Origin of the sequence: Paenibacillus sp. FSL k6-2145 (assembly GCF_037976585.1) — a bacterium.
GTDB lineage: Bacteria > Bacillota > Bacilli > Paenibacillales > Paenibacillaceae > Paenibacillus.
In genome coordinates this window covers 407,685-429,126 of record NZ_CP150267.1, presented here as the reverse complement: position 1 = coordinate 429,126, position 21,442 = coordinate 407,685, and the positions used below count along the sequence as shown (strand labels likewise).

Sequence of the window (21,442 nt, the reverse complement as noted above, 5' to 3'; positions counted from 1 at the left end):
TTGCTGTATGCCCAACTTAGTTACATCAAGGCATCGAGGAAACGTGTGGCGATTCCAAAATAGATAAACAGGGACAAGATATCATTTAATGTGGTGATTAACGGGCCAGAGGCAACAGCCGGGTCGACTTTGAAACGACTAAGCAGAAGCGGGATGCAGGTACCGGTCAGTGTACCAATGACAAGAGTGAGGAACAGAGACACCCCAATAATGGCGCCTAGCAGCCAGTCCCCTTGCCAGAAATAAGCGATGACAGTAATCAGCAATCCACAGACCAAGCCAATCATTATGCCTACCTTGATCTCCCGACCAATCAGTGCGAGTACAGTGGCTTTGTCGAGTTTGCGTCCGATCAGTCCGCGTACCACAACAGCCAGAGACTGCGTTCCTGTGTTACCGGTCATACCTGCGATCATCGGCATGAAAAATGCCAATGCCACAACCTGATTGAGTGTATCCTCGAAGAAATCCACAATACTTCCCGAGATTAGACCAATTAATAGAAGCAAGATGAGCCAGGGAAGCCTGCGTCTGACGGCCACGAGTGGTTTGGTATCAAAGTCGATATCCTTGCTGCCGCCCCCCATCTTGGCCAAATCTTCACTGGCTTCATCCATAATAATATCGATGACATCATCCATCTGAATGATACCGCATAACCTGTGATTTTCATCTACCACCGGAAGTGCAATGAACTCATAACGCTGTAGAAGCTGTGCTGCTTCTTCCTGGTCCATATCAACCGTTGCATGGATCACCCGCCGGGTCATCAGTTCTTCAACCTGGGTCTTATCGTCAGCCAAGGCAAGGGATCGATAACTCACGACACCGACCAGTTTGCCTTCATTATCGGTTACATAGAGATAACTAGAGGCTGAGATATGCATGGTACCTTGCGATTGTCGTAAGGCTTCCTTGGCTGTCTCATGAGCGAGCAGGGTCCGATATTGATCTGTCATGATGCGTCCTGCCGTTTCCGGCGGATAATTAAGCACGGATCGGATAATGGCAGAGTGGTCCAGATTCATATTGGACAGCAATTCTTCTCTGCGTTTGGCAGGCAAATCGTGCATGAACCGGATCAGGTCACTTTTGTCCATCTGCTGCATGACTTCAAGTGTTCGTTCCGGCCCAAGTCGTTCAAACAGTTGAATCTGTTCGTGCAGCTTCAAGGTCTCGGCGAGATCCGCCAGAGCATCAGGTTTGAACAGGAGCAGAAACCGATTGGTTTCTTCTTCAGGGAACTTTTTATATACAAGTGAGAGGTCGTAGGGATGCAGTTCTTTCACCAATTTATAGAAGTCGGGAAGGTTCCGGGATTGTACATGTTGTACGAGTTGTTCGGTGATCTCCTCCACGGAGAAATCTTTCTTGGTATGAGGTCCGTTCATATCGACACTCCTTTCTATTCGGTCAGCTTCATATTTTTAAACGAAATAGGTTGGCGGTTAAACAAATGGAGAAAAAAAGAGAATATCCAAAATGATATTGTAATCTTGCTCAAACATTCGATATGGGCTTACAAACAGCCGCTGCAAGGATATACTTGTTGTACAGCAACAGACGAGGAGGACATGCGCTAGTGGAAGCAGATATCAGAACACAATTGCTCAGCATGGTTGAGCCGGAGTATCAGAAATTCTCGGCTGCGCTTATTCCCAACATCACGAATGTACTTGGTGTAAGGTTGCCGGCCTTACGAAAAATTGCCAAGCAGCTTGCCGCCGGCGACTGGCGCACGTATCTGGAAACGGCAGAGGATGAATATTTTGAAGAAGTGATGTTGCAAGCGATGGTCATTGGACATGTACAGGCTGATCTGGACGAACTGTTAAAGGCTATTGAAACATTTGTACCGAAGATTGACAACTGGTCGGTGTGTGACAGCTTCTGTGCCGGACTGAAATATACGAAGCTCCATTCGGAGCCGATGTGGGCGTTCTTGCAGCCGTATCTGAGATCAGATCAGGAATATGAAATCCGGTTTGGTGTGGTAATGCTGTTGAATTTTTATCTGAATGAGAGATATATCGATCAGGTTCTAACCGCATTGGATCAGATTAGACACGAGGCGTATTATGTGAAAATGGCAGTTGCTTGGGCCATCTCAATGGCTTATGTGAAACAACCTGAGGTGACTCTGCGGTATCTAAAGGATAATACCTTGGACGATTTTACGTATAATAAGGCACTTCAGAAAATCACGGAATCTTATCGCGTTGATCCAGAGAGCAAGCAGATAATCCGCAGTATGAAACGTAAGGTGAAGAAGCAGATTACCTCCTAGTTCTAGCATTAAGCATTCCACCGGGGAGAGGGCGATAAACGGATGAGAAAAAAGTTGATGTACACTACGATGCAGTTGGACGGTCGTCCATGGGTGCTGCTCGCTACGGAACAAGGATTGTGCCGAGTGGTCATGCCCAACGAAACACTGGAGGACTGGAACGGCTGGATACAGAAAGTTGCACCTGGCGTGGAACTGGAAGAGAACGAGGATGCTCTGAAACAAACAGGTATGATGGACTGGTTACAGTCCTATTTTGCAGGGGAACCGATGGCTTATACAGATGCGATCCCACTGGACTTGATCGGAACGAACTTCCAGCAGGAGGTATGGAGAGAGCTAGGGCGTGTGCCTTATGGTGAAATTCGGACCTATGGTGATATAGCTGCTGCGATTGGAAGACCTTCGGCTGTGCGAGCGGTTGGGGCTGCAAATGGAGCCAATCCAATTCCAGTATTGTTACCCTGCCACCGTATTATTGGGGCTAATCGCAAGCTGACAGGGTTCCGCGGAGGTTTGGAGATGAAGCGCAGACTGCTGGATATCGAACAGATTGAAGGTGTGACCGATGGAGGGCATGCGCGGTTTCATTTTTAATGGAAGAGGGAACATAGAAGATTAAGGTGATATGGACAGGGCAGGCACTTCAGTGTGTCTGTTTTTTTGCATGTATTAAGGTAGAGTAATGCAAACGTTCCGCATATGGAACACCAACGTTTTACGTATTTTTGCCCGGTGAAACCGTATGGTACCATGGATCATAGATCAATCTGTATCCGGGGGACGTAATGCCGGGTAAGAAAAGAGGGATGATATGATGAAACAAGCTTATTGGTTAACAAACGTGACTGTGGAGCGGGGTTATGTTCGGGAGGGAGAACAGGTGACGGGGACACGGACAAGCCCAGCTCATCTTCGGATTGAAGATGGAGTGATCGCGGAGATTGTGGAAGGAAACAACCGTCTGTCTAGCGATCTACCACAAGTAGATGGCAAGGGACTTCTGCTGTTGCCTTCGTTCGAGGAGGCGCATATTCATCTGGATAAAACCTATTACGATGGGCCGTGGACAGCCGTTAAACGTATCTCCAGTATTTTCGAACGTATTGAAGAAGAAAAGGTTCTGTTGCCCAAGTTGCTACCAGATGCCAAGCGTCAAGCTGAGAGTATTCTGACCTTGATCCAGGGGTACGGCTCCACTCATGTACGTAGCCATTGCAATATTGAACCCGTCAGTGGCTTGAAAAGACTGGAAGCTACACGGCAGGCTCTGGAATCATTTTTGGGCAAAATCTCTTCGGAGATCGTGGCTTTCCCGCAGCATGGACTGCTTCGCTCCCATTCAGTGGAGCTTATGGGCCAAGCGATGAAGGAAGGTGCAACACATGTGGGCGGACTTGATCCTCATACGGTGGACGAACAGATCGAGAAATCACTGAACGCCATGGTTGAACTTGCTGTTCAGCACCAGGCGGGCATCGATATTCATCTGCATGATGGTGGGCAGGCCGGCAAACAAACGCTGCTGGAACTAGCGAATCTGACCGAAGCAGCAGGGCTCCAGGGCAAAGTTACGGTGAGTCATGCGTTCTGGTTTGCCCGCGCAGAGCAGCAGGAAGCGGAAGATATGGCGCAGCGAATGGCCTCGCTCGGGATGAGCATTGCTTCCACGGTGCCCATTGGCAGAACGATGATGCCTCTTCCCATGCTCCACCGAATGGGCGTGAACGTGAAGCTGGCCACAGACAGCCTGACGGATCATTGGTCTCCTTTTGGCAATGGGGATATGCTTGAGAAAGCGGGGCGATTTGCAGAACTGTACGGATATAGTGACGAACTGTCCTTGTCTCAATCTTTGGCATTCGTTACAGGGGGGATCACACCGCTGGATTCACAAGGGGAACAGGTATGGCCGAAGGTAGGCGACACCGCGAGTTTTGTATTGGTGCATGCGAGTTGTTCGGCGGAAGCCGTTGCGCGGCGATCTGCGCGGCAGGCCGTATGGTGCAAGGGGCAATTGGTCAGCGGATCAACAGCGGATTGAGGAAAATAGAGCGGGTGAAGCCACGGGAAACCGTGGTTTTTTGGCATGGGAGAAAAAGAGGAAAGAACTGTTCGCAACTACCACATTTTGGGTTATGATGGACGTAGTTAATGAAGGGAGTAATTCAAATGAAGATTGAGTATGCAACGGAAGCTGACTATGACTATATCATTGAAAGAGATCGGCATATCCATCAGCCACTTGTGAAAACGAAGATTCGTGAGAAAGAAATATTCATCCTATGGGACGAGGACGAGGGATCCAGAGTTGGATGGATGAGGTACGGATACTTTTGGGACAACCTTCCCTTCATGAATATGATCTGGATTGATGAACCCTATCGAAACGGCGGGTATGGTAAAAAAGTCGTGCATCACTGGGAAAGTTTAATGAAGCAACAAGGCTTTGATACGGTGATGACTTCAACGCAATCAGACGAACATGCCCAACATTTCTATCGAAAGCTGGGGTATGTTGATGCAGGGGCTCTGTTGCTGGATACACAACCCTTGGAGATTATATTGATCAAGAAAATCTAGTGAATAAGCCTGCAAGGAGAGAGGATTGTGGGTATGGAACAAGTGACGTTACGACCTATAACCACAGAAAATGAACTTGAGTGCATCCACCTTAAGCCACGGGAAGATCAGCTAGATTTGGTAGCTAGCAATGCGGATTCATTGATTCATGCAACGAAGGAGATTACGTCCAAACCATACGGCATTTTGGCAGAGGATCAGATGGTCGGTTTTATTTTATTTGATAACGAGATCTACAATGACGGGTATTACTGGATTCTGCGCTTCATGATTGATGAGAAGTACCAGGGGAAGGGTTACGGGAAACTTGCTATTCAAGAAGTGGTTCGTATGTTGCAAGAGAGAAGTGACTGCCAGCAAATCAGGGTATCCCATGTTCCGCATAACATTGCGGCAAATGCGCTGTATAAGCGTATCGGGTTTCAAGAAACGGGAGAGTTTGAAGACAACGGTGATATCATTTTAAGTTATCAAGTGAGGTAACAGGGAGGGGAAGCTTGATGATAAGAGAGGCAGAAGCTAGGGATGCAGCGGTTATCGAAAGGCTGTATACAGAATTATTGCCGAACAACTTAAACACAAAGGTGCTGGCAGAACGGATTGAAGAGGTTCGGAATAACCCAAACAGTTTCTTGTTTGTGTATGAACTGGGTGATCAGGTGATCGGAACGGCTCATTTACATATATGTCTGGATGCTTTGGTGGAAAATAGACCATTCGGCGTAGTTGAGCGGGTTATCATTACGGAACATGTGCAGAGCAAGGGATATGGATCTGAATTGATGAAATATGTAGAGCAAGTGTGTGTGCAGAAAAATTGTGTAAAGGTGTTTCTTACGAGCGGATCTTCCAGAAACGAAGCACATCACTTTTATACGAAATTGGGGTACAACGGAGAATCCAGCAAGGCATTTAAAAAGTATTTATAACGTATAACATTCATCAAGGAAAAGGAAGTAGAAGCAAAGAAATGAAAGATAACAAATATCCGGTCCAAGATCTCCGACTCTTCTTTACCTTGCTCGTGGCTACTCTTTGTTGTCTAGGTGTTGTGATGTATTTACGTGCCCAAACAGATACGAATATGTATCGATTTTTAAGTTGGGATATGTTCCTGGCATGGGTACCATTCATCATCTCATCCTGCATTAGATACATATTCAATAAGAAATTAACCACAACGAGCATGATATGTATGGGGCTGATGTGTGGAGTATGGCTCTTTTTCCTGCCCAATGCGGCCTATCTTTTTACGGAGATTCTGCATTCATTCAGATATTTTGATGCTCAAGGGGAGGTTAGATTTTGGGTTAATATTGATTTTTGGTATGGACTCACTCTGACGTTTGCCGTAGCGATCATCGGATTGCTGCTCTCAACTTGTTCGATCATTCAAATCCACGGCATGTTAAACAAATTAGTAAATAAGTACATTAGTATGATGGTTGTCGGTGTTATTTTGCTATTGAGCAGTATAGGGGTCTACATTGGTAGATTTAATCGGTGGAATTCGTGGGATGTATTATCCCGACCTGGGAAGATCTTCGTGGATCTTGTGAATGATTTTAATGCAGCGAACAGCATCATGGTTGAGTTTGTCGCCATTGTATTTACGGTTCAACTTTTTGGATACGTTATTTTATCTTTGCTAACCGCAAGGTCTGGCAGTTAATCTTCGTTTGAAAGGGCAAAGGATCTGAAATGATGAAGGCGATAACGCAGGAAATTACGGAAGAATTGTTGGCTGTGATGGATATGTACCAAAGAATCGCGCGGCAATTAATAGACCAATTGATATTGGAAACCGACCAGCCTGATCGGACAGCAATTCTCGAAGGTGCGTACCATTTGCTGTCCAATGCGGATGTAATCCATGGAGAAGAAGAATTAACGGGAAACTGGTATTTTGATGTTCACGGTGAGCACTGTATGTTCAAGAATACAAAAACAGGGCAGACATTAGAGGTTTTCCTTGGTAGTCCAGAAGATGTGGGTAACATGGACCCCTACTTTTTTTACAATTTTATAAAAACAACGCCAGAGCTTGCATACCTGACTTCGTATTTCGAGAATCCGTTTAAGGACATGTTGGATTTCTTTGAACATTTGGAAGCAGAGCATGTGTTAATTCATGTTCACGGGGTGGCGTATAGAAAGGTTCTTTAATTGCTGTACATGTAATTAGAATTGAGGAGGAATGACGTATGAGTTTAACGGAATGGTCTACAGATATTCTTCAATATGATCTGTCGGATGAATATTCGATTCGCAAAGCTGATTTTGCCGAATGGGGATTATATTGCACGGTTTATTATGATATGCGTTATGTCGGATTTTTCAGGGAAGAAGAGTTCAGTTCTTCCAAGATCAGTGCGTACTGGATTTACAAGGGGGAAAGCAAAATAGGTGGCGTGAGAATGGAGCCTAACCGGATGTATCATTTGTTTTTTATCCCGCCATTCCAGCAGTGCTTTGAGGTATTGAAACTTCTGAAGGATAAATTAATGCAGTGGTCCGATCGCACCAAACGCATTCTGACCTTTGAGATTCTTCCAGACCAAGTTGATCTATACGCAAGAGCTGGATTCTGGCCAGTGGAGTTCAGATGTCGCTGGATGCAGCGGCCTACAGATCATTTTGAGATCGAGTGGGACAGCAGGGTAACCGTGAAGAGTCCAGAGATTATTGAAAGTGAAACCGGTACCAGAAAATATGTGAATGAAGATGAAATTGCTCAATGTGACCTGGAAAGTTTTGCAGGAAGTCTTGAAGCTACACGAAGAAAACATACCACGCTTGCAGATTTTATTCCAAGTGATGATCCTAATTATACGAATGAGATTCTGACTCAAGCCTCCACGCTTGTGTACGATAAGGAAACGGGACAGCTTATTGCCAACTGTCGTCTTTGTCTGCAGGATAATCAGGCTGCTGTATATAGCATAGGGGTTCGGCCGGCCTATAGAGGAAGAGGGCTTGCTACACTGATGTTACAGAGAGCTTTGAATGCGCTTAAGGGTCAGTATCCTGTGCTACGATTGTATGTGATGCAAGGAAATGATGCCGAGTCCGTATATCTGAATCTGGGATTTATTCCGGGTGTACAGGAGATTCAGACGATGTATATTCCTGAGGAGGAGTCACAATGAAGGTTGCCATCTTAACCGATATTCATGGGAATTTCCCTGCTCTTCAAGCGGTATTAGCTGATATTGATTTCAGAGGGGAGGTTGAGCATACATTTTGCTTGGGGGATATGATCGGTATTGGCCCTTACTCCAATGAAGTGATTGAGATGCTGTACAACCGTGAAAATATGATAGCGATCTCAGGGAATCACGAAGAGGCCGTATTGAGTTTGCTCCAAAATAAGGGGCCATTAGAAGGTCATAAAGGCATAGCTGAGCACCATGAATGGATTGGTCAACATCTAAGTGCAGAATCGATCAAGAAAATACAAGCTCTACCGAAATTCGTTGAAAAAGAGGTAGAAGGACGTCAGTTCCTTTTGACTCACTATCATATGAGCAACGACAAGTTGGATGTCATCGATAAAGAACCATCTGGAACCAAATTAGACGCGAAGTATCAGGGGACGGCCCATGATTTGGTTTGTTTTGGTCATCATCATATTCTTCATTATTATAGGACAGATCAAAGAGTATATCTGAATCCGGGAGCTTTAGGCTGTAACGATCTTGCCATTGCCAGATATGGCATCGTGGATCTCCAAGAGGGCAAACTGGACGTGAAATTCATTGGTGTTCCATATGACAATAGGGAGTATCTGAAATCGTATGAACGGTTGAACATTCCGGATCGGGCTTTTATTTTGAAGGCATTCCATGGGAATCAGTTGGAAAGAGAGCATATAGACGGCAGTAAACGTTCGTAGCAATGTGCTGCTACTTTGGAAAGGAGAGATGTACATGGGAATGATCATTATGTTGGTGGTGTATCTCTTCCTCGGTATTTATGTTGTGAAAGTTGGAATAGATAACTCAAAAAATAGCCAGCACACCAAAGAAATATTATCAGAGTTAAGGGAAATTAAGGACCTGTTGAAAGAGCGAAGGTAAAGAGGAGGGATGTACCTGTGTCTCGAGCACCATTTCAAATATTAGTTTTTCCTTATACCAGGTTGAAAGATTCAAATGACTATGCATACGCTATCTTTCGAAGATCAAGAGAAGGTTACTGGCAGGGCATAGCTGGGGGAGGGGAAAATGAAGAAAAACCATTAGAAGCAGCCATGAGAGAAGCATTTGAAGAAGCGGGAATCCCCTTAAATAGTCGATACAGGAGTCTTAATTCAAGCTCGACTCACTCCGTGGTAGATGTGGTTGGTTATTTTATGTGGGGACCTGATACATTTGTTATTCCTGAGTATTGCTTTGGAGTAGAACTGGATGAAATGGATCTGTCTATATCCAATGAGCACTCAGAATATAAATGGGTGGCTTATGAAGAAGCTCGTAAAATACTTAATTGGGATAGTAATAGAGTAGCAATCTGGGAATTGAATCAAAGACTGATCAGAGAGTCATCGAAATAGATATGTACTCAAGCGAGGAGGGATGACTTTGATTTACGATTTACAATGTGAAGCCAATATGGAGCCTATTGTTGGAATGTTATTTTCCGCAGTAAGAGAGAATAGTGAGCGACTTAAATCGATTACTGAGGGGATGTCGCAAGAAGAGGTAGATTACAAAGGGGAACAGAACCAGTTTAATAGTACAGCTCAATTAATACGACATATTACGTTTGTTGATATGAATTGGGTTTATAGAATAAAGGGGGTTGTTCTTCCGCAGCCATTAATAGAGCAATATGGCCCCATGATTGATGAAAATAATAGACTTCCACTGGTTCAAGGTGTCTCACGTGACACACTTATCTCTCAATATGAGGGTGTATTAACCCTTCTGAAAGAAACATGCACACAAGTAGCAGATGCTGACCTAGACCGAGTAGTTACTTTTGGACATCAGAATGAAAAGCAAGCTACGGTACGTTGGGGATTATGGCACATGGCTGACCATAACCGTTATCATCAAGCTCATATTAATCAGTTAAGAAGATGGTTCCAAACACAAACTGATTGCTAATACAAAAAAAGGGGTTGAGACTAAGCGCTTGGAAAACAAAATGGTGAATGTCGTTAAAGGACTAATCGAGAATGAAGGTAGAGTGTTGCTTGTCAAGCGCTCATTAGTGGATGAGGTGGGCGCAGGAAGTTGGGAAACCGTAGGGGGAAAAGTTCACTTTGGAGAAGAGTTGGAAGTGGCCTTGGTCCGTGAAATTAGAGAGGAAGTTGGCATTAAAGTTCAAATAGATGAATTACTGTTTGCCAATACGTTCTTTACCGATCCGCATAGACAGGTCATTCTTCTAATGTATCTGTGCAGAACCAAAGATCATCAAGTGAATCTTTCAGAAGAACATAGCGAGTACATGTGGGCAACCAGATCTGGATTAAATCATTACCTACCCTTTGCGATCACTTCAGATCTGGAGAAATATAATGTTTTTGACAAAATTGAGTTAACCGATTAGATGAGAAAGTTAACCTAATACACGAATAACAATATCTTGATCATGATTACCAAAACCGGCACCATAGATCGTTAATCCCCCAACGTTGGGGCTTTCCTCGTCAACTGTGAAGCGTAGCGTCCAGAACGGTTCGATAAGCTTAATATCCGCGAGAGTAATGTCTGACATCCGCTCACCATCCATATAGGTACCGGAGGCATCAATGCGAATGGTCTTCAATAATCCATACTGATTCACATTACGATGCCACCATTCTGGTGTATATTTGCCGCGTGCTGCTCTGCCAAAGTCGGCAGGGCTTGTCCACGTTCCGAGAGAAACGCCATTGAAGGTGAAACGAATATCGGAAGGCCAATGATCTCGCAATCCCGGAGCTTCAGATGCCAGTTCCATCGAAATTTCAATAGCATCGGTTGTCTGGTCAGGTAGTAGAAAGTTCGGTGTTTTATACTCTACATAACCTTTCCCAAACCACAGGATAGCGGCGTGTACCCGCTCAGGATCAAGGAAGTAACGTGGATCGTCCCATACGCCGATTTCTTTCTCAAGTGTTCCTAGCCCACAGGTAGGATGGATATCAAAAGCAGTATAGTGTCCGACGGATATCGTCTGCTCTCTGGTTCGTGAAGTTTGGCTTGGGGATGGCAGCTCGATCTCAATCTGATTTTGCTTAAGGTAACATAATTTGTGCGTCCCTCCGTTGATCCGAACTCGTCTGCTCCCAATTAGACCCGCATCCTCCAGTTTGCGAATATGCATCGTGACAATAGAGGGGCTAAGCTCTAATACTGTCGCAATATCCTTCACATTCATTTCGCGATCTGCAATCATATCCATGATTCTCCATCTGACTTCACTTGCAAGTGCCTCATATAAAGGAAGGAACCGGGGCTCCCCATTTGCTTTGATCATCTGCACAACTCCCTACCCTCAATCTTCTAAAATCACATATGTATTAATTCAATAAAATTAGTTCCAAGATACAATCCAGATTCATTGCAAGTTTATAGCCAATGGTGTTTAATTTTTTTTAGTAGCTACAAAGTTGGATTCTTATATTTATGAATTTTAGCATAAGAGGTGGAGTATAGTGAAATACAATAATCCTGTTGTTAAAGGTTTCTATCCAGATCCTAGTGTAATCAAAGTCAACGATACGTACTATATGGTGTGTAGTTCTTTTCAGTACTTTCCGGGCGTACCGCTCTTTGAGAGCAAGGATTTGCTGAATTGGAAGCAGATTGGTCACTGCCTGACTCGTAAAAGCCAGATTCAGCTCGAGACGGTGAACAGCTCCGGGGGTGTATTTGCCCCAACCATCAGGCATAATAACGGGCGTTTTTATATGGTTACAACGAATGATACGACACATCAGAATTTCTATGTCTGGACGGACGATATTTACGGAGAATGGTCTGAGCCTATTTATGTGGATCAAGGCGGGATTGATCCCGATTTGTATTTTGAAGATGGAAAAACCTTGTTTATGAGTAATGGGGTGGATGATGAAGGCGTTGGCGGAATTGTTCAGTGCGAGCTTGAAATTGAAACTGGCCGCAAACTGACCCCGAGTCGTTCGATATGGAATGGGACAGGTGGACGATATCTGGAAAGCCCGCATCTCTATAAAATGAACGGTTACTATTACCTGCTTGCAGCCGAAGGCGGCACCGAGTATGGTCACATGGTAACGTATGCCCGGGGAACTTCATCCTCAGGACCGTTCGAAGCCTATGCGCACAATCCAGTTCTGACCAACCGCAATCTGGGAGGTTATGAGTTGCAGGGAGTAGGGCATGGTGATCTGGTTCAGGATGATCGGGGAAACTGGTGGCTCTTTCACTTGGGATTTCGACAGATCGGCAGATGGGCTACGTACCATCATTTGGGCCGAGAAGTATTTCTTACTCCAATTACGTTTGGTGAAGATGGATGGTTTACAGCCGGGCATGAAGGTACAACGCTGACGAGTTTTGAGACTAATCGTATCCCGGACACGGTGATCCAGCAGGACAAGAAGCATTATACGTTTGAAAATACAGACTGGAACCTCGACTGGTGTTACCTTCGTCATCCAAATACAGAGCACTATCAGCTTGAATCAGACAAGCTTACGCTAACAGGAACCGATGTAACGCTGGACGTTCCGGCATCCCCGACGTTCATTGGGTTACGTCAAAAAGACTTTAATGCCACAATTTCAGTCGATGTCAGTCTGACGACTGGAGAAGCTGGGATCACGATCTACATGGATGAGAATCATCATTATGAAGTGGCTATTCGTGGGCAGCAGGACGGCTATAAGGTGATCGAGCGTCTGAATATCGGTGATGTCAAATCGATAGAACATGAAGTGAATCTGGGAAATAAACAGCATGCAACGCTGGTAATCCGTTCAAGCCAGGAACGCTACAGCTTCCTGTTTCAAGTAGATGGTGAAGAGATTCTGCTGGGCACGGCACAGACGAGATACCTATCCTCGGAGGTGGCAGGAGGTTTTACAGGCGTACTTATTGGGTTATACACGAGCGGGCAAGATGCTTCAGCTGAGTTTACAAATTTCAAGTGTGATTATCATTAAGAAGTTAAGGGGAGGGCCTAAGGGTCCTTCTCTTATTTTTATTTTGTGTCAAAATATAGATCTATTAAATGCTAACAGAAGAGAGGTATTTAAACTTGGGAGTACATTATAAAATGCCAGCATCCTTAGAAGGCATCGTTCGAATAGATAAGGAATTACGTAAACAACATGATGGAACCCTCCAAGATTATATGGGTTTTTATATTAGTTTTAACAATGATGAGGATAGATACTACTGTACGCCAGACGATGCCATCATATTTGGAAGAACAGGAGCAGATGGTGATCATTTTGCTTTTTTCACGTTTAACAGATCCATTAGTGATTTGGAAGAAGCTCCGGTTATCTTTATCCAACCTACGGCGTTTGGTAATCAAGTAACTTTAGTGGCCAGAAACTTTAAGGATTTTGTAGCATTATTTATTAATCTTAAGGAAGTATATGTTTTGGAGAGATTTCGATTTTATAAGAATAAATTAGATTTTATGAATGACTATAACGATAACTATTTGAAAGATATAAGGATGAGAGAGAGTGATTATAATTTAATTATTGAACTGTTAAAAAAGAATATTAAAGGGATAACTGAAATTGATGATGTGTACGAATACATGATTGAATCCCAAAAACAAATAGAACTAGGGATAAACAATGATGATTTTGCATGATATCTATATGGCATCACTAAATAATCTACATGTAACAAAAGGTTAAAAGAACGTGTTATTTAATTATATAGCTTGATTGAATAACCAAGGAGGAGTTGTATGGAGGATCAATGGAGAATTGCAAAGTATGATCCGGCATGGCGTGATTTGTTTCTCGAAACGGGTTCGAAATTAAGAGAAGCCTTAGGAGAAAAGGCTCTGCGGATCGATCATGTTGGGTCCACTTCAATTGTTGGAATAGATGCCAAACCCATAATAGATATACAATTATCTGTTTCTAATCATGAGAATCTGTTGGACTACAAACGTGAGATCGAAACAGTCGGATTTGTATTCAGAGCAGAAAATCCGGATAAGACTAAACGTTACTTTCGTGAAGAACCCGGAAGCAGAAGGATACATATACACGTTAGACAGGTAGGCAGTTTCTCCGAGCAGATGACCTTGCTGTTTAGAGACTATTTAAGGGAGCATCCAGAAGATTGTTTGAAATATGCAGAAGAAAAGCACAGACTCATGTCATTGTATAAAGATGAGCGTCCCAAATATGTTGAAGGAAAAGGACCAATGGTGTGGAGCATTTTACAGAGAGCACATCGTTGGTCTCAAGAAATCGGATGGCAACCGGCAAAATCTGACGCATGAGCACATCCAATGAATAGAGATGTATTGGAGTGATGAGATGAACATGGGAAGAAAGCTGATGACAACCGTTCTAACCATCATTTGTTTTACTTTGGCTGCAAGTCTCATATCGATGAATGAATCCTACAGTTTTGATTTTTACATTCTTATTTATCCGATATACGCGACTCCCTTGATCCTGTTGATCGGGCTACCTTTATCGATATTGCTAGACTATCTGCTCAGCCAAATACAATTCGTTAATCATGTTTTGTATCTAAGTACGAGGATATTGAGTTATGCCTGTGCTGGAGTTTTGGGCATGTATATTTATTATCTGGTCATGGGCGCAGGAGAAGCAATCTTGGATTTCAAAGAGACGTTAGTTCTGACCTTATTTGGTGTTCTTGCTGCTATTCTATTTGTTCTTATTGATATGGGATTGGAAGTTTTGTTAAAGATGCGAAGAAGAAAGAGTTAAATTATATTGATTCGTCAGGAGGAAAGCAAGATGACAACGCATTGTGCACTTCTAATCATTGACGTACAGGTAGCGATGTTTGATGAAGGAGATCCCGTTTATCAAGGGGAACGATTGCTTCAGAAGATCCAGGTGTTAATTGCCAGGGCCCGTGAAGCAGGGCATTCCATCATATATATCCAACACTGCGAAGGGGCAGGCAGTCCACTGGAACGAGGAACTCCGGGGTGGGCCATTCATCCGTCCATTGCACCTATAGCTGGTGACCTCGTTATCGAAAAAGAGACACCGGATTCGTTTCACAAAACCGATCTGCATCTGAAATTGCAAGATAATGGCGTGAAGGAGTTAGTCCTTACGGGAATGCAGACCGAGGTATGTGTAGACACGACTTGCCGCAGAGCGTACAGTCTGGGATACACGGTCAATCTGGTTCAAGATGCACACAGCACATGGAATTCAAAGACGCTTCAAGCAGAGCAGATTATTGCACATCACAATACGGTACTGAGACTGTTTGCCAACGTGGTGGATACGGAGAATGCGCTGTAATGCTAGGAAAACGTAGGCGATTCTGGTTTTTCATAGGTGCGGCAATCATGTTTCTGTATTTTCTAATCACGAGTAACCCTGATCCAAATAAGCCGATTTCGAGAAATCAAGTGATAAGCACAGAGATGAGCATAGTCGTGTACACCAGGACAGGCGACGGTGGAGCACACACTAGGATTGACAATGTTACGTTAAGTAAAGAAGACATTAGCCGTATAGTCGGCTGGCTGAATGCCGCCCCGGAATCAGCCAAAATACCAGTAGATGATGTCACAGGAAGCATTAGTGCAGGAATTGCTTTGAGATTAAAGCATAACGCTGAAATTAAAATTCAATACAATCGGAAACAGATTATTGTATCCACAAAAAGCAGATTTAATAGAGATTCGAAATATATACTTGATCAAAAGGACTTAAGAGACTTTATGGATCAAAAGTTGAAAGGAACGTATTTTGGTAAAGATACCGTTAGTGTTGAATAAGGGGGAGATGTATTGACGATTAACAAAAGAATAATGAATCTATCAGCCTGGCTTGCTGTATTAGCCATCCTATGTATTCCTGGAACTTTACATACTGAAGATGGACCGCTCCGAACAGAGTATGGTTTCCCGCTCCGATTCTTTACGGATTATCATTATGCTAACTCTGAGGGAACAATCTGGTTTATATCTGGCATCTATTTAAATGTACTTCTATATTTGTTCAATGTCCTGTTTATTTATGCAGGTATTCATGTAATCTTATATATAAAAAAGAAATTAACTAAATAAATTTGAACTGAATAGTTGCACGAAACGGAGAGGACAGAAAGGACCTGAAGAAGCGGAGCGTTCGCCTTTATCCCCGGAGTTTCCCATTATAAAATGAATCAAAAAACTCTGGGGATAACAGCGATCGGAAGGTTGTTCTGTCATCGTAGTGGCCAGTGTAAATATTCAATAGTTTAACTTATATAGAATATAAAGATGGAGTGATTACGATGAAACAACTTCCAGTAGAATGGAAGTCAGACAGGCTCATTATTTCGGACGTGAAGGAGTCCGATATTCCTGAACTCGAGTCCATATATGAGACCAGTCGGTACTTGCATCAATGGGATGGACAAGAGCATGATCGGAACTATGTGAAAGAATGTTTTGAAGAAGGCCACCTTCCGCCGGGAGGCAGGCTGGAGAATTATCGAATTCAATCCATTCGCACGAATGAGGGTGACCGCTATATTGGTTTGTTAAGTGTATACCATGGGTATCCCTTGGAAGATTCAATTTATCTTGAATTTCTATATATCCAGAGCGAGATCCAGAAGCAGGGATATGGACAAGAATTAATTCAGGCACTAACTCTGCACTGTTCTGAGCTTGGTTACAAGGAAATTCGAATTAACGTGGCGCTCAAAAATTGGCCTGCATTACGCTTCTGGATTAAATCCGGATTTAATCAGATTAGCGGAATTTATGGTGATCTTGAACATTCGGAGGGTACCTTTGCCAATACAGAATTGATCAAATCTCTCTGAAAAATATAGCCGATAAAGGGGAATATACCAATGGAAACATTCTTTCGTTATAACTGGATGGTGCGTGAGCAATGGTATGTGTGGTGTGAAGATGTACCGCTTGAAGAATTGCTTCGGCCTCGCACGGGCGGAGTAGGCAACATATTACAAACGTTATTTCATATCATTGATGTAGAGTGGAGCTGGCTTCAGTTGCTTCAGGGCAAACCGGATGATGCGGAAGATTTTGCAAACTACCAGAATCTTGAGGCGGTAAGGCAATTGGATCGCAAGTTACGTCCTGATGTGGAGGCATTTGTTACAGCCTGGGATTCGAGTATGGAAAAAAGAGCTTTTATCGATCATCGCTCAGCTGGCAAGGCCAGTACAGATTCATGGGGAGAAGTTATGCGACATGTGATCGCCCATGAAATTCACCATATGGGACAGCTGTCGGTATGGGGCAGAGAATTGGGCAAGCAGCCAGTATCCGCCAATGTGATTGGCAAAGGCCTGATTATACCTGAATAACAGGGGAGGCGGTCATAACATGGAAGGAGGAGAACGATGACGATTCAACTTAGCCAGATGAGTTGGATAGAACTGGATGAGCGTGTTCAGCAGATGATTGAACAGCAGTATCAGATCACTCCCTTGTCACCTGGACTGGAAGCGAGTGTGATGAGAATCGAAATGGGTGATCAGCGGTACGTATTGAAAGTCTGGGACAAGGATTCCAAACCGGATATCGCCAAACAATATCGATTATTGTCCAAGCTTTATCAAAGTGGAATTCGTGTTTCCAAACCCTACGGTTGGGGATTAGACGAGCAAGAGAATCAATTGCTGTTAACGAGCTATGATGGGAAGCCGGTTACCCAATTAACACAAACCAAACTGACACATTTGGCTGAGCGATTAATGGAGGTCCATCGTTATTCGGTGAATGAAGTGGGGACTGGAGAAGATGAAGAATACATATTCAGGTACGATTTTGTTCAATACTTTTTTCCTCAAATTGAATTACATGACGATATAAATGATCTTCTGGAAAACTTGATCCAGCAGGTTCAGATCAGACAGGACCGCTTGATTCATGGCGATTATAATCTGGGAAACATTCTTGAGATGGACAACCATTACACCATCATCGATTGGACTAATGGGCAGTACGGTGATCCAAGGTACGATATGGCATGGTCTGTGTTTCTGATCACCATCTATAATGGGGAAAGTTACGGCGAGATGTATCACGCTCAATTTGCACGTTCTGCAAGTTATACGTACACGCTGGAAGAGGAGCAGGTTTTTGGAGCAATAGCTTGCCTGCGCTGGATTCTGTTAAGGCGCGTTGGGGATGTACCCATGGGGCCAGATGTAATGGAAAGGGTTCACAGCATGGTTTTCCATAATCCATATTTGAATGAACACCTGCTGTAATCATAATACGGGGATATAAAATGACGTCAGTATACGATTAAGTAATAGAAAGACCACTTTTTAAATAAAATAAACAGCCAGTCCTAAACTAGCGATCCTCGCATACCTATGATAGTAGAGGAGCGTGATCGATATGGAGCAGAAAGTGCAAACTTACTTTGACCTGAAGCAGCAGCAAAAAAATATTGAGCAGCAGTTGTCTGTACTACGAGATGAGATTGTTGCGTATTGTGCAGAACAAGGGGTGTATGAGACGCAGGTTGGTGGTTACACCGTGAAAACAGTGCTTCAGAACCGGAAGGAATACGATGATCAGAAGCTGTATGCTTCTCTTCCAGACCCGGACATCTGGCGATTGTTGTCCAAGGTAGACAGCCATAAGCTGAAAAGCCTGATTAAGCTAAACATTCTGTCCGAGGAGCAAATTAACCCGGCATGCACCGTGAAACAGGTGACGTTGTTACAGGTGGACAAGCTGTAACGCTTCATATCCTCTTCGTATATGAGTTGAATTAAACGGAACATCGCGATCACATAACACCTTCCAAGAAATCGTTCTGTTGCGATGAGCAGTGGAACAAACGTGGAGGTGTTTTTGTTTTGCGCACAGGGCCCAGGATCATAATTAGTTAAATATGAGGGGGAAGAAGTATAATTTGTTCATTGTAAGCGCATTCAACAAACGATATGATGAATAAAAATGGGCAGGGAGGAATTGTAAATGCCAATAGAAATTCCATCACTACATGCTGCGTACGCTAATACGTTTAAAATAGGTGCTGCTGTACATACCAGAATGTTGCAGTCCGAAGGGGAATTTATCGCCAAACACTTCAATAGCATCACGGCTGAAAATCAGATGAAATTCGAAGAAATTCACCCGGAAGAGGATCGTTATACATTTGAGGCGGCGGATCAAATTGTTGATTTTGCCGTTGCCCAAGGAATTGCGGTTCGCGGACATACTTTGGTCTGGCATAATCAAACATCGAAATGGGTTTTTGAAGATACCTCAGGTGCTCCTGCTTCCAGAGAGCTGTTATTATCTCGCTTGAAGCAACATATCGATACGGTAGTAGGTCGGTATAAGGGGCAAATATATGCATGGGATGTCGTCAATGAAGCTATTGAAGATAAGACCGACCTGTTCATGCGGGACACGAAGTGGTTAGAACTGGTGGGGGAAGATTATTTGCTGCAAGCGTTCAGTATGGCTCATGAAGCTGATCCAAATGCGCTTCTTTTCTATAATGACTACAATGAGACGGATCCGGTCAAACGGGAGAAGATCTACAATCTGGTTCGGTCTTTGCTGGACAAGGGAGCGCCTGTACACGGGATTGGGTTGCAGGGGCATTGGAATATTCATGGTCCTTCGATTGAGGAGATCCGAATGGCTATTGAGCGTTATGCTTCACTGGATGTACAGTTGCATGTTACCGAGCTGGATATGTCCGTGTTTCGTTATGAGGATCGTCGAACGGACCTCATCGCGCCAACTTCGGAGATGGCTGAGCTACAGGAGCGTCGATATGAAGAAATCTTCAATTTGTTCCGTGAGTATAAATCATCCATTACCTCTGTGACGTTCTGGGGAGTAGCGGACAATTACACCTGGCTGGACCATTTCCCGGTTCGTGGGCGCAAAAATTGGCCCTTTGTTTTTGATCAGCAGTTGCAGCCTAAGGAATCATTTTGGCGTATCATTAACCCTATGTCCTGAACATCAGGGAAGTGGAGAGAATCGGTCACGATGTGGCCGATTTTTTGCTTTACTCAATATAGATTATACAGTACGGCTATCTCGTGCATGATTAGTGACGTTGATTTGTGTGGATCATAAAAATATGGTTTTAAATGGAAGTATGTGATAGGGTAGAATAAATGGTGAACCAAATTCTTTCCTGAAATGAGATGAGAAGATGGATTACATCCGAAACTATTTAATTACTTTTGCCGGAAATTTTACATTTAGTTATTATATTTTTGAAGAAGGTACTTTTGCCAAACCGCTGATGTTTGCTACATTCATGCTGTTGCTGATCATGACAATCGATTACATGAAAAGTAGAAACAAATATACATTGGATTAGGGGATGTCCATGTTTTTAAACGATTCTGGAGCATAGGGTCGTTTTTTTATTGTATATAGAACAGCTTCCATTTACATCAAGACCATTGTTCATTACACTTGATGAGTAGCACCTCATTACCTCAGTTTTTGTTAACTCAATTCAGATCATCAGGAGGATATCATTATGCATCAATCCGCACATATTCAGGAAGCAAGAGATTACATATTAAACCGAATCCATACCAAACCAGCCGTAGGCATGATTCTGGGTTCGGGACTGGGAGCGCTCGCGGACGAGATTGAAAATGCGACCGTTATCCCGTATACAGATATTCCGTATTTCGCGCAATCGGAGGCTATCGGTCATGCCAATGAATTGGTTATTGGTGAACTGATGGGCAAAACGGTTGTAGCGATGAAAGGCCGTCTTCATTATTATGAAGGTTTTACATTGGACGAAGTGACTTTCCCTGTCCGCATCATGAAGGCGCTGGGTGTCGAGCAATTGCTTATCACCAATGCCTGCGGAGCCATAAACACAAGCTTTGAGCCGGGTCAACTGATGCTCATTACAGATCATATTAACCTGGTAGGCAATAATCCGTTGATGGGGCCGAATAACGCCGAACTGGGGGTTCGTTTCCCAGACGTATCACAGGTATACAACCGCGAACTGCGCAGTATTGCCCTTAAGGTTGCAGAAGAGCAGAATGTTGGCTTGCAGCAAGGTGTCTATGCATGGTGGAGTGGCCCGGCATATGAGACACCAGCGGAGATTCGCATGATTCGTACGATGGGTGCGGATGCAGTGGGGATGTCTACAGTACCTGAAGCCATTGTTGCCATCCATGGCGGTATGAAGGTACTAGGCATTTCCTGCTTGACCAACATGGCCTGTGGTATTCTGGATCAGCCGTTAAGTCATGATGAAGTTATTGAAGTGGCTGCGCAAGTGAAAACAACCTTTATTGGTTTGGTAAAAGGCATCTTGAAAGAGATCTAATCGCGAGATGATTTCTATCTAGGCCACGATGGATAGGATAGAGTTTTCATCCAACCAAATCGAAAACACAAAAAAACGTATGCTTCACGAGC

The 21,442-nt window shown here is 43.7% G+C and carries 29 protein-coding genes; 27 read left to right on the top strand and 2 right to left on the bottom strand.

Annotated elements, in window-relative coordinates; genetic code table 11:
- Positions 1-20 precede the first annotated feature (20 nt).
- Entirely contained in the window at positions 21-1,391 is a 1,371-nt protein-coding gene (gene mgtE / locus NZ043_RS01920) for a magnesium transporter (protein ID WP_051447459.1), read from the bottom strand.
- Positions 1,392-1,582: 191 nt separating this feature from the next.
- On the opposite strand from mgtE, the gene NZ043_RS01915 reads away from it, so the two are divergent.
- The 14 genes from NZ043_RS01915 (at position 1,583) to NZ043_RS01850 (ending at position 10,429) form a co-directional block, all read left to right on the top strand.
- Positions 1,583-2,287 carry a DNA alkylation repair protein gene (locus NZ043_RS01915; protein WP_339310419.1) on the top strand — a complete coding sequence of 235 codons (705 nt, stop codon included), beginning with the start codon at positions 1,583-1,585 and terminating at the stop codon, positions 2,285-2,287.
- A 42-nt stretch (positions 2,288-2,329) separates the two neighbouring features.
- Positions 2,330-2,884: a methylated-DNA--[protein]-cysteine S-methyltransferase gene (locus NZ043_RS01910; RefSeq protein WP_036617114.1), complete on the top strand. Its 555-nt coding sequence runs from the start codon at positions 2,330-2,332 to the stop codon at positions 2,882-2,884.
- Positions 2,885-3,104: 220 nt separating this feature from the next.
- The gene (locus NZ043_RS01905; protein ID WP_339312625.1) at positions 3,105-4,331 is read left to right on the top strand and encodes an amidohydrolase; all 1,227 of its coding nucleotides are present in this window, start codon (positions 3,105-3,107) and stop codon (positions 4,329-4,331) included.
- Positions 4,332-4,459: 128 nt separating this feature from the next.
- Positions 4,460-4,870, top strand: coding sequence for a GNAT family N-acetyltransferase (locus tag NZ043_RS01900; RefSeq protein ID WP_289390143.1), 411 nt, complete (start codon positions 4,460-4,462; stop codon positions 4,868-4,870).
- A gap of 33 nt (positions 4,871-4,903) precedes the next feature.
- Positions 4,904-5,353, top strand: a complete 450-nt coding sequence (locus NZ043_RS01895) for a GNAT family N-acetyltransferase (protein ID WP_289392861.1) — start codon at positions 4,904-4,906, stop codon at positions 5,351-5,353.
- A gap of 17 nt (positions 5,354-5,370) precedes the next feature.
- Positions 5,371-5,799, top strand: coding sequence for a GNAT family N-acetyltransferase (locus tag NZ043_RS01890; protein ID WP_249911940.1), 429 nt, complete (start codon positions 5,371-5,373; stop codon positions 5,797-5,799).
- 41 nt (positions 5,800-5,840) lie between these two features.
- Positions 5,841-6,542, top strand: coding sequence for a DUF1361 domain-containing protein (locus NZ043_RS01885; protein ID WP_339310416.1), 702 nt, complete (start codon positions 5,841-5,843; stop codon positions 6,540-6,542).
- A 29-nt stretch (positions 6,543-6,571) separates the two neighbouring features.
- Positions 6,572-7,036, top strand: a complete 465-nt coding sequence (locus tag NZ043_RS01880) for a hypothetical protein (RefSeq protein WP_339310414.1) — start codon at positions 6,572-6,574, stop codon at positions 7,034-7,036.
- Between the two features lie 38 nt (positions 7,037-7,074).
- Positions 7,075-8,019: a GNAT family N-acetyltransferase gene (locus tag NZ043_RS01875; protein WP_339310413.1), complete on the top strand. Its 945-nt coding sequence runs from the start codon at positions 7,075-7,077 to the stop codon at positions 8,017-8,019.
- A complete protein-coding gene (locus tag NZ043_RS01870) occupies positions 8,016-8,765 on the top strand; it encodes a metallophosphoesterase family protein (RefSeq protein ID WP_339310411.1) in 750 nt (249 codons plus the stop codon). Before NZ043_RS01875 ends, NZ043_RS01870 begins: the two co-directional genes overlap by 4 nt.
- A 34-nt stretch (positions 8,766-8,799) precedes the next feature.
- Positions 8,800-8,949, top strand: coding sequence for a hypothetical protein (locus tag NZ043_RS01865; RefSeq protein ID WP_167483655.1), 150 nt, complete (start codon positions 8,800-8,802; stop codon positions 8,947-8,949).
- 17 nt (positions 8,950-8,966) lie between these two features.
- Positions 8,967-9,425, top strand: coding sequence for an NUDIX pyrophosphatase (locus tag NZ043_RS01860; protein ID WP_339310408.1), 459 nt, complete (start codon positions 8,967-8,969; stop codon positions 9,423-9,425).
- A 28-nt stretch (positions 9,426-9,453) separates the two neighbouring features.
- Positions 9,454-9,981 carry a DinB family protein gene (locus NZ043_RS01855; RefSeq protein WP_339310406.1) on the top strand — a complete coding sequence of 176 codons (528 nt, stop codon included), beginning with the start codon at positions 9,454-9,456 and terminating at the stop codon, positions 9,979-9,981.
- 28 nt (positions 9,982-10,009) lie between these two features.
- Complete coding sequence (locus tag NZ043_RS01850; RefSeq protein WP_339310404.1) at positions 10,010-10,429, top strand: NUDIX domain-containing protein; 420 nt, start codon at positions 10,010-10,012, stop codon at positions 10,427-10,429.
- A gap of 9 nt (positions 10,430-10,438) precedes the next feature.
- On the opposite strand, the gene NZ043_RS01845 is transcribed toward NZ043_RS01850, so the two are convergent.
- On the bottom strand, positions 10,439-11,341 hold the full coding sequence (locus tag NZ043_RS01845) for an ArsR family transcriptional regulator (RefSeq protein WP_339310402.1): 903 nt from the start codon (positions 11,339-11,341) through the stop codon (positions 10,439-10,441).
- Positions 11,342-11,519: 178 nt separating this feature from the next.
- On the opposite strand from NZ043_RS01845, the gene NZ043_RS01840 reads away from it, so the two are divergent.
- The 13 genes from NZ043_RS01840 to NZ043_RS01780 all read left to right on the top strand — a co-directional run bounded on the left by NZ043_RS01840 (position 11,520) and on the right by NZ043_RS01780 (position 21,350).
- Positions 11,520-13,010 (top strand): glycoside hydrolase family 43 protein, encoded by a 1,491-nt coding sequence (locus NZ043_RS01840; protein ID WP_339310400.1) that lies wholly within the window; start codon positions 11,520-11,522, stop codon positions 13,008-13,010.
- Positions 13,011-13,123: 113 nt separating this feature from the next.
- Positions 13,124-13,678 (top strand): hypothetical protein, encoded by a 555-nt coding sequence (locus NZ043_RS01835; protein WP_339310398.1) that lies wholly within the window; start codon positions 13,124-13,126, stop codon positions 13,676-13,678.
- A gap of 99 nt (positions 13,679-13,777) precedes the next feature.
- Entirely contained in the window at positions 13,778-14,323 is a 546-nt protein-coding gene (locus NZ043_RS01830) for a GrpB family protein (RefSeq protein WP_339310396.1), read from the top strand.
- Positions 14,324-14,360: 37 nt separating this feature from the next.
- Positions 14,361-14,783, top strand: a complete 423-nt coding sequence (locus tag NZ043_RS01825; RefSeq protein WP_091027847.1) for a hypothetical protein — start codon at positions 14,361-14,363, stop codon at positions 14,781-14,783.
- A gap of 30 nt (positions 14,784-14,813) precedes the next feature.
- The gene (locus NZ043_RS01820) at positions 14,814-15,335 is read left to right on the top strand and encodes a cysteine hydrolase family protein (RefSeq protein WP_339310394.1); all 522 of its coding nucleotides are present in this window, start codon (positions 14,814-14,816) and stop codon (positions 15,333-15,335) included.
- Complete coding sequence (locus tag NZ043_RS01815; protein ID WP_339310393.1) at positions 15,335-15,817, top strand: hypothetical protein; 483 nt, start codon at positions 15,335-15,337, stop codon at positions 15,815-15,817. The genes NZ043_RS01820 and NZ043_RS01815 overlap by 1 nt, the downstream gene beginning before the upstream one ends.
- Positions 15,818-16,317: 500 nt before the next feature.
- Positions 16,318-16,854, top strand: coding sequence for a GNAT family N-acetyltransferase (locus NZ043_RS01810; protein ID WP_339310391.1), 537 nt, complete (start codon positions 16,318-16,320; stop codon positions 16,852-16,854).
- 30 nt (positions 16,855-16,884) lie between these two features.
- Positions 16,885-17,364 carry a DinB family protein gene (locus tag NZ043_RS01805; RefSeq protein ID WP_339310389.1) on the top strand — a complete coding sequence of 160 codons (480 nt, stop codon included), beginning with the start codon at positions 16,885-16,887 and terminating at the stop codon, positions 17,362-17,364.
- Positions 17,365-17,400: 36 nt separating this feature from the next.
- Positions 17,401-18,273: an aminoglycoside phosphotransferase family protein gene (locus NZ043_RS01800; protein ID WP_339310388.1), complete on the top strand. Its 873-nt coding sequence runs from the start codon at positions 17,401-17,403 to the stop codon at positions 18,271-18,273.
- Between the two features lie 133 nt (positions 18,274-18,406).
- On the top strand, positions 18,407-18,754 hold the full coding sequence (locus NZ043_RS01795; RefSeq protein WP_339310386.1) for a hypothetical protein: 348 nt from the start codon (positions 18,407-18,409) through the stop codon (positions 18,752-18,754).
- A gap of 240 nt (positions 18,755-18,994) precedes the next feature.
- A complete protein-coding gene (locus tag NZ043_RS01790) occupies positions 18,995-19,996 on the top strand; it encodes an endo-1,4-beta-xylanase (protein ID WP_339310384.1) in 1,002 nt (333 codons plus the stop codon).
- Between the two features lie 199 nt (positions 19,997-20,195).
- Positions 20,196-20,366, top strand: a complete 171-nt coding sequence (locus tag NZ043_RS01785) for a hypothetical protein (RefSeq protein WP_289390115.1) — start codon at positions 20,196-20,198, stop codon at positions 20,364-20,366.
- 165 nt (positions 20,367-20,531) lie between these two features.
- Positions 20,532-21,350 (top strand): purine-nucleoside phosphorylase, encoded by an 819-nt coding sequence (locus tag NZ043_RS01780; RefSeq protein WP_036617166.1) that lies wholly within the window; start codon positions 20,532-20,534, stop codon positions 21,348-21,350.
- Positions 21,351-21,442: the final 92 nt, after the last annotated feature.

Coding starts and splice junctions, on each gene's coding strand:
- NZ043_RS01810 (WP_339310391.1), top strand. CDS start 16,318: ATGAAACAACTTCCAGTAGAATGGAAGTCAGACAGGCTCATTATTTCG.
- NZ043_RS01800 (WP_339310388.1), top strand. CDS start 17,401: ATGACGATTCAACTTAGCCAGATGAGTTGGATAGAACTGGATGAGCGT.
- NZ043_RS01780 (WP_036617166.1), top strand. CDS start 20,532: ATGCATCAATCCGCACATATTCAGGAAGCAAGAGATTACATATTAAAC.
- NZ043_RS01890 (WP_249911940.1), top strand. CDS start 5,371: ATGATAAGAGAGGCAGAAGCTAGGGATGCAGCGGTTATCGAAAGGCTG.
- NZ043_RS01865 (WP_167483655.1), top strand. CDS start 8,800: ATGGGAATGATCATTATGTTGGTGGTGTATCTCTTCCTCGGTATTTAT.
- NZ043_RS01875 (WP_339310413.1), top strand. CDS start 7,075: ATGAGTTTAACGGAATGGTCTACAGATATTCTTCAATATGATCTGTCG.
- NZ043_RS01815 (WP_339310393.1), top strand. CDS start 15,335: ATGCTAGGAAAACGTAGGCGATTCTGGTTTTTCATAGGTGCGGCAATC.
- NZ043_RS01790 (WP_339310384.1), top strand. CDS start 18,995: ATGCCAATAGAAATTCCATCACTACATGCTGCGTACGCTAATACGTTT.
- NZ043_RS01830 (WP_339310396.1), top strand. CDS start 13,778: ATGGAGGATCAATGGAGAATTGCAAAGTATGATCCGGCATGGCGTGAT.
- NZ043_RS01895 (WP_289392861.1), top strand. CDS start 4,904: ATGGAACAAGTGACGTTACGACCTATAACCACAGAAAATGAACTTGAG.
- mgtE (WP_051447459.1), bottom strand. CDS start 1,391: ATGAACGGACCTCATACCAAGAAAGATTTCTCCGTGGAGGAGATCACC.
- NZ043_RS01845 (WP_339310402.1), bottom strand. CDS start 11,341: ATGATCAAAGCAAATGGGGAGCCCCGGTTCCTTCCTTTATATGAGGCA.
- NZ043_RS01820 (WP_339310394.1), top strand. CDS start 14,814: ATGACAACGCATTGTGCACTTCTAATCATTGACGTACAGGTAGCGATG.
- NZ043_RS01825 (WP_091027847.1), top strand. CDS start 14,361: ATGAACATGGGAAGAAAGCTGATGACAACCGTTCTAACCATCATTTGT.
- NZ043_RS01900 (WP_289390143.1), top strand. CDS start 4,460: ATGAAGATTGAGTATGCAACGGAAGCTGACTATGACTATATCATTGAA.
- NZ043_RS01805 (WP_339310389.1), top strand. CDS start 16,885: ATGGAAACATTCTTTCGTTATAACTGGATGGTGCGTGAGCAATGGTAT.
- NZ043_RS01885 (WP_339310416.1), top strand. CDS start 5,841: ATGAAAGATAACAAATATCCGGTCCAAGATCTCCGACTCTTCTTTACC.
- NZ043_RS01835 (WP_339310398.1), top strand. CDS start 13,124: ATGCCAGCATCCTTAGAAGGCATCGTTCGAATAGATAAGGAATTACGT.
- NZ043_RS01905 (WP_339312625.1), top strand. CDS start 3,105: ATGAAACAAGCTTATTGGTTAACAAACGTGACTGTGGAGCGGGGTTAT.
- NZ043_RS01785 (WP_289390115.1), top strand. CDS start 20,196: ATGGATTACATCCGAAACTATTTAATTACTTTTGCCGGAAATTTTACA.
- NZ043_RS01795 (WP_339310386.1), top strand. CDS start 18,407: ATGGAGCAGAAAGTGCAAACTTACTTTGACCTGAAGCAGCAGCAAAAA.
- NZ043_RS01880 (WP_339310414.1), top strand. CDS start 6,572: ATGATGAAGGCGATAACGCAGGAAATTACGGAAGAATTGTTGGCTGTG.
- NZ043_RS01870 (WP_339310411.1), top strand. CDS start 8,016: ATGAAGGTTGCCATCTTAACCGATATTCATGGGAATTTCCCTGCTCTT.
- NZ043_RS01910 (WP_036617114.1), top strand. CDS start 2,330: ATGAGAAAAAAGTTGATGTACACTACGATGCAGTTGGACGGTCGTCCA.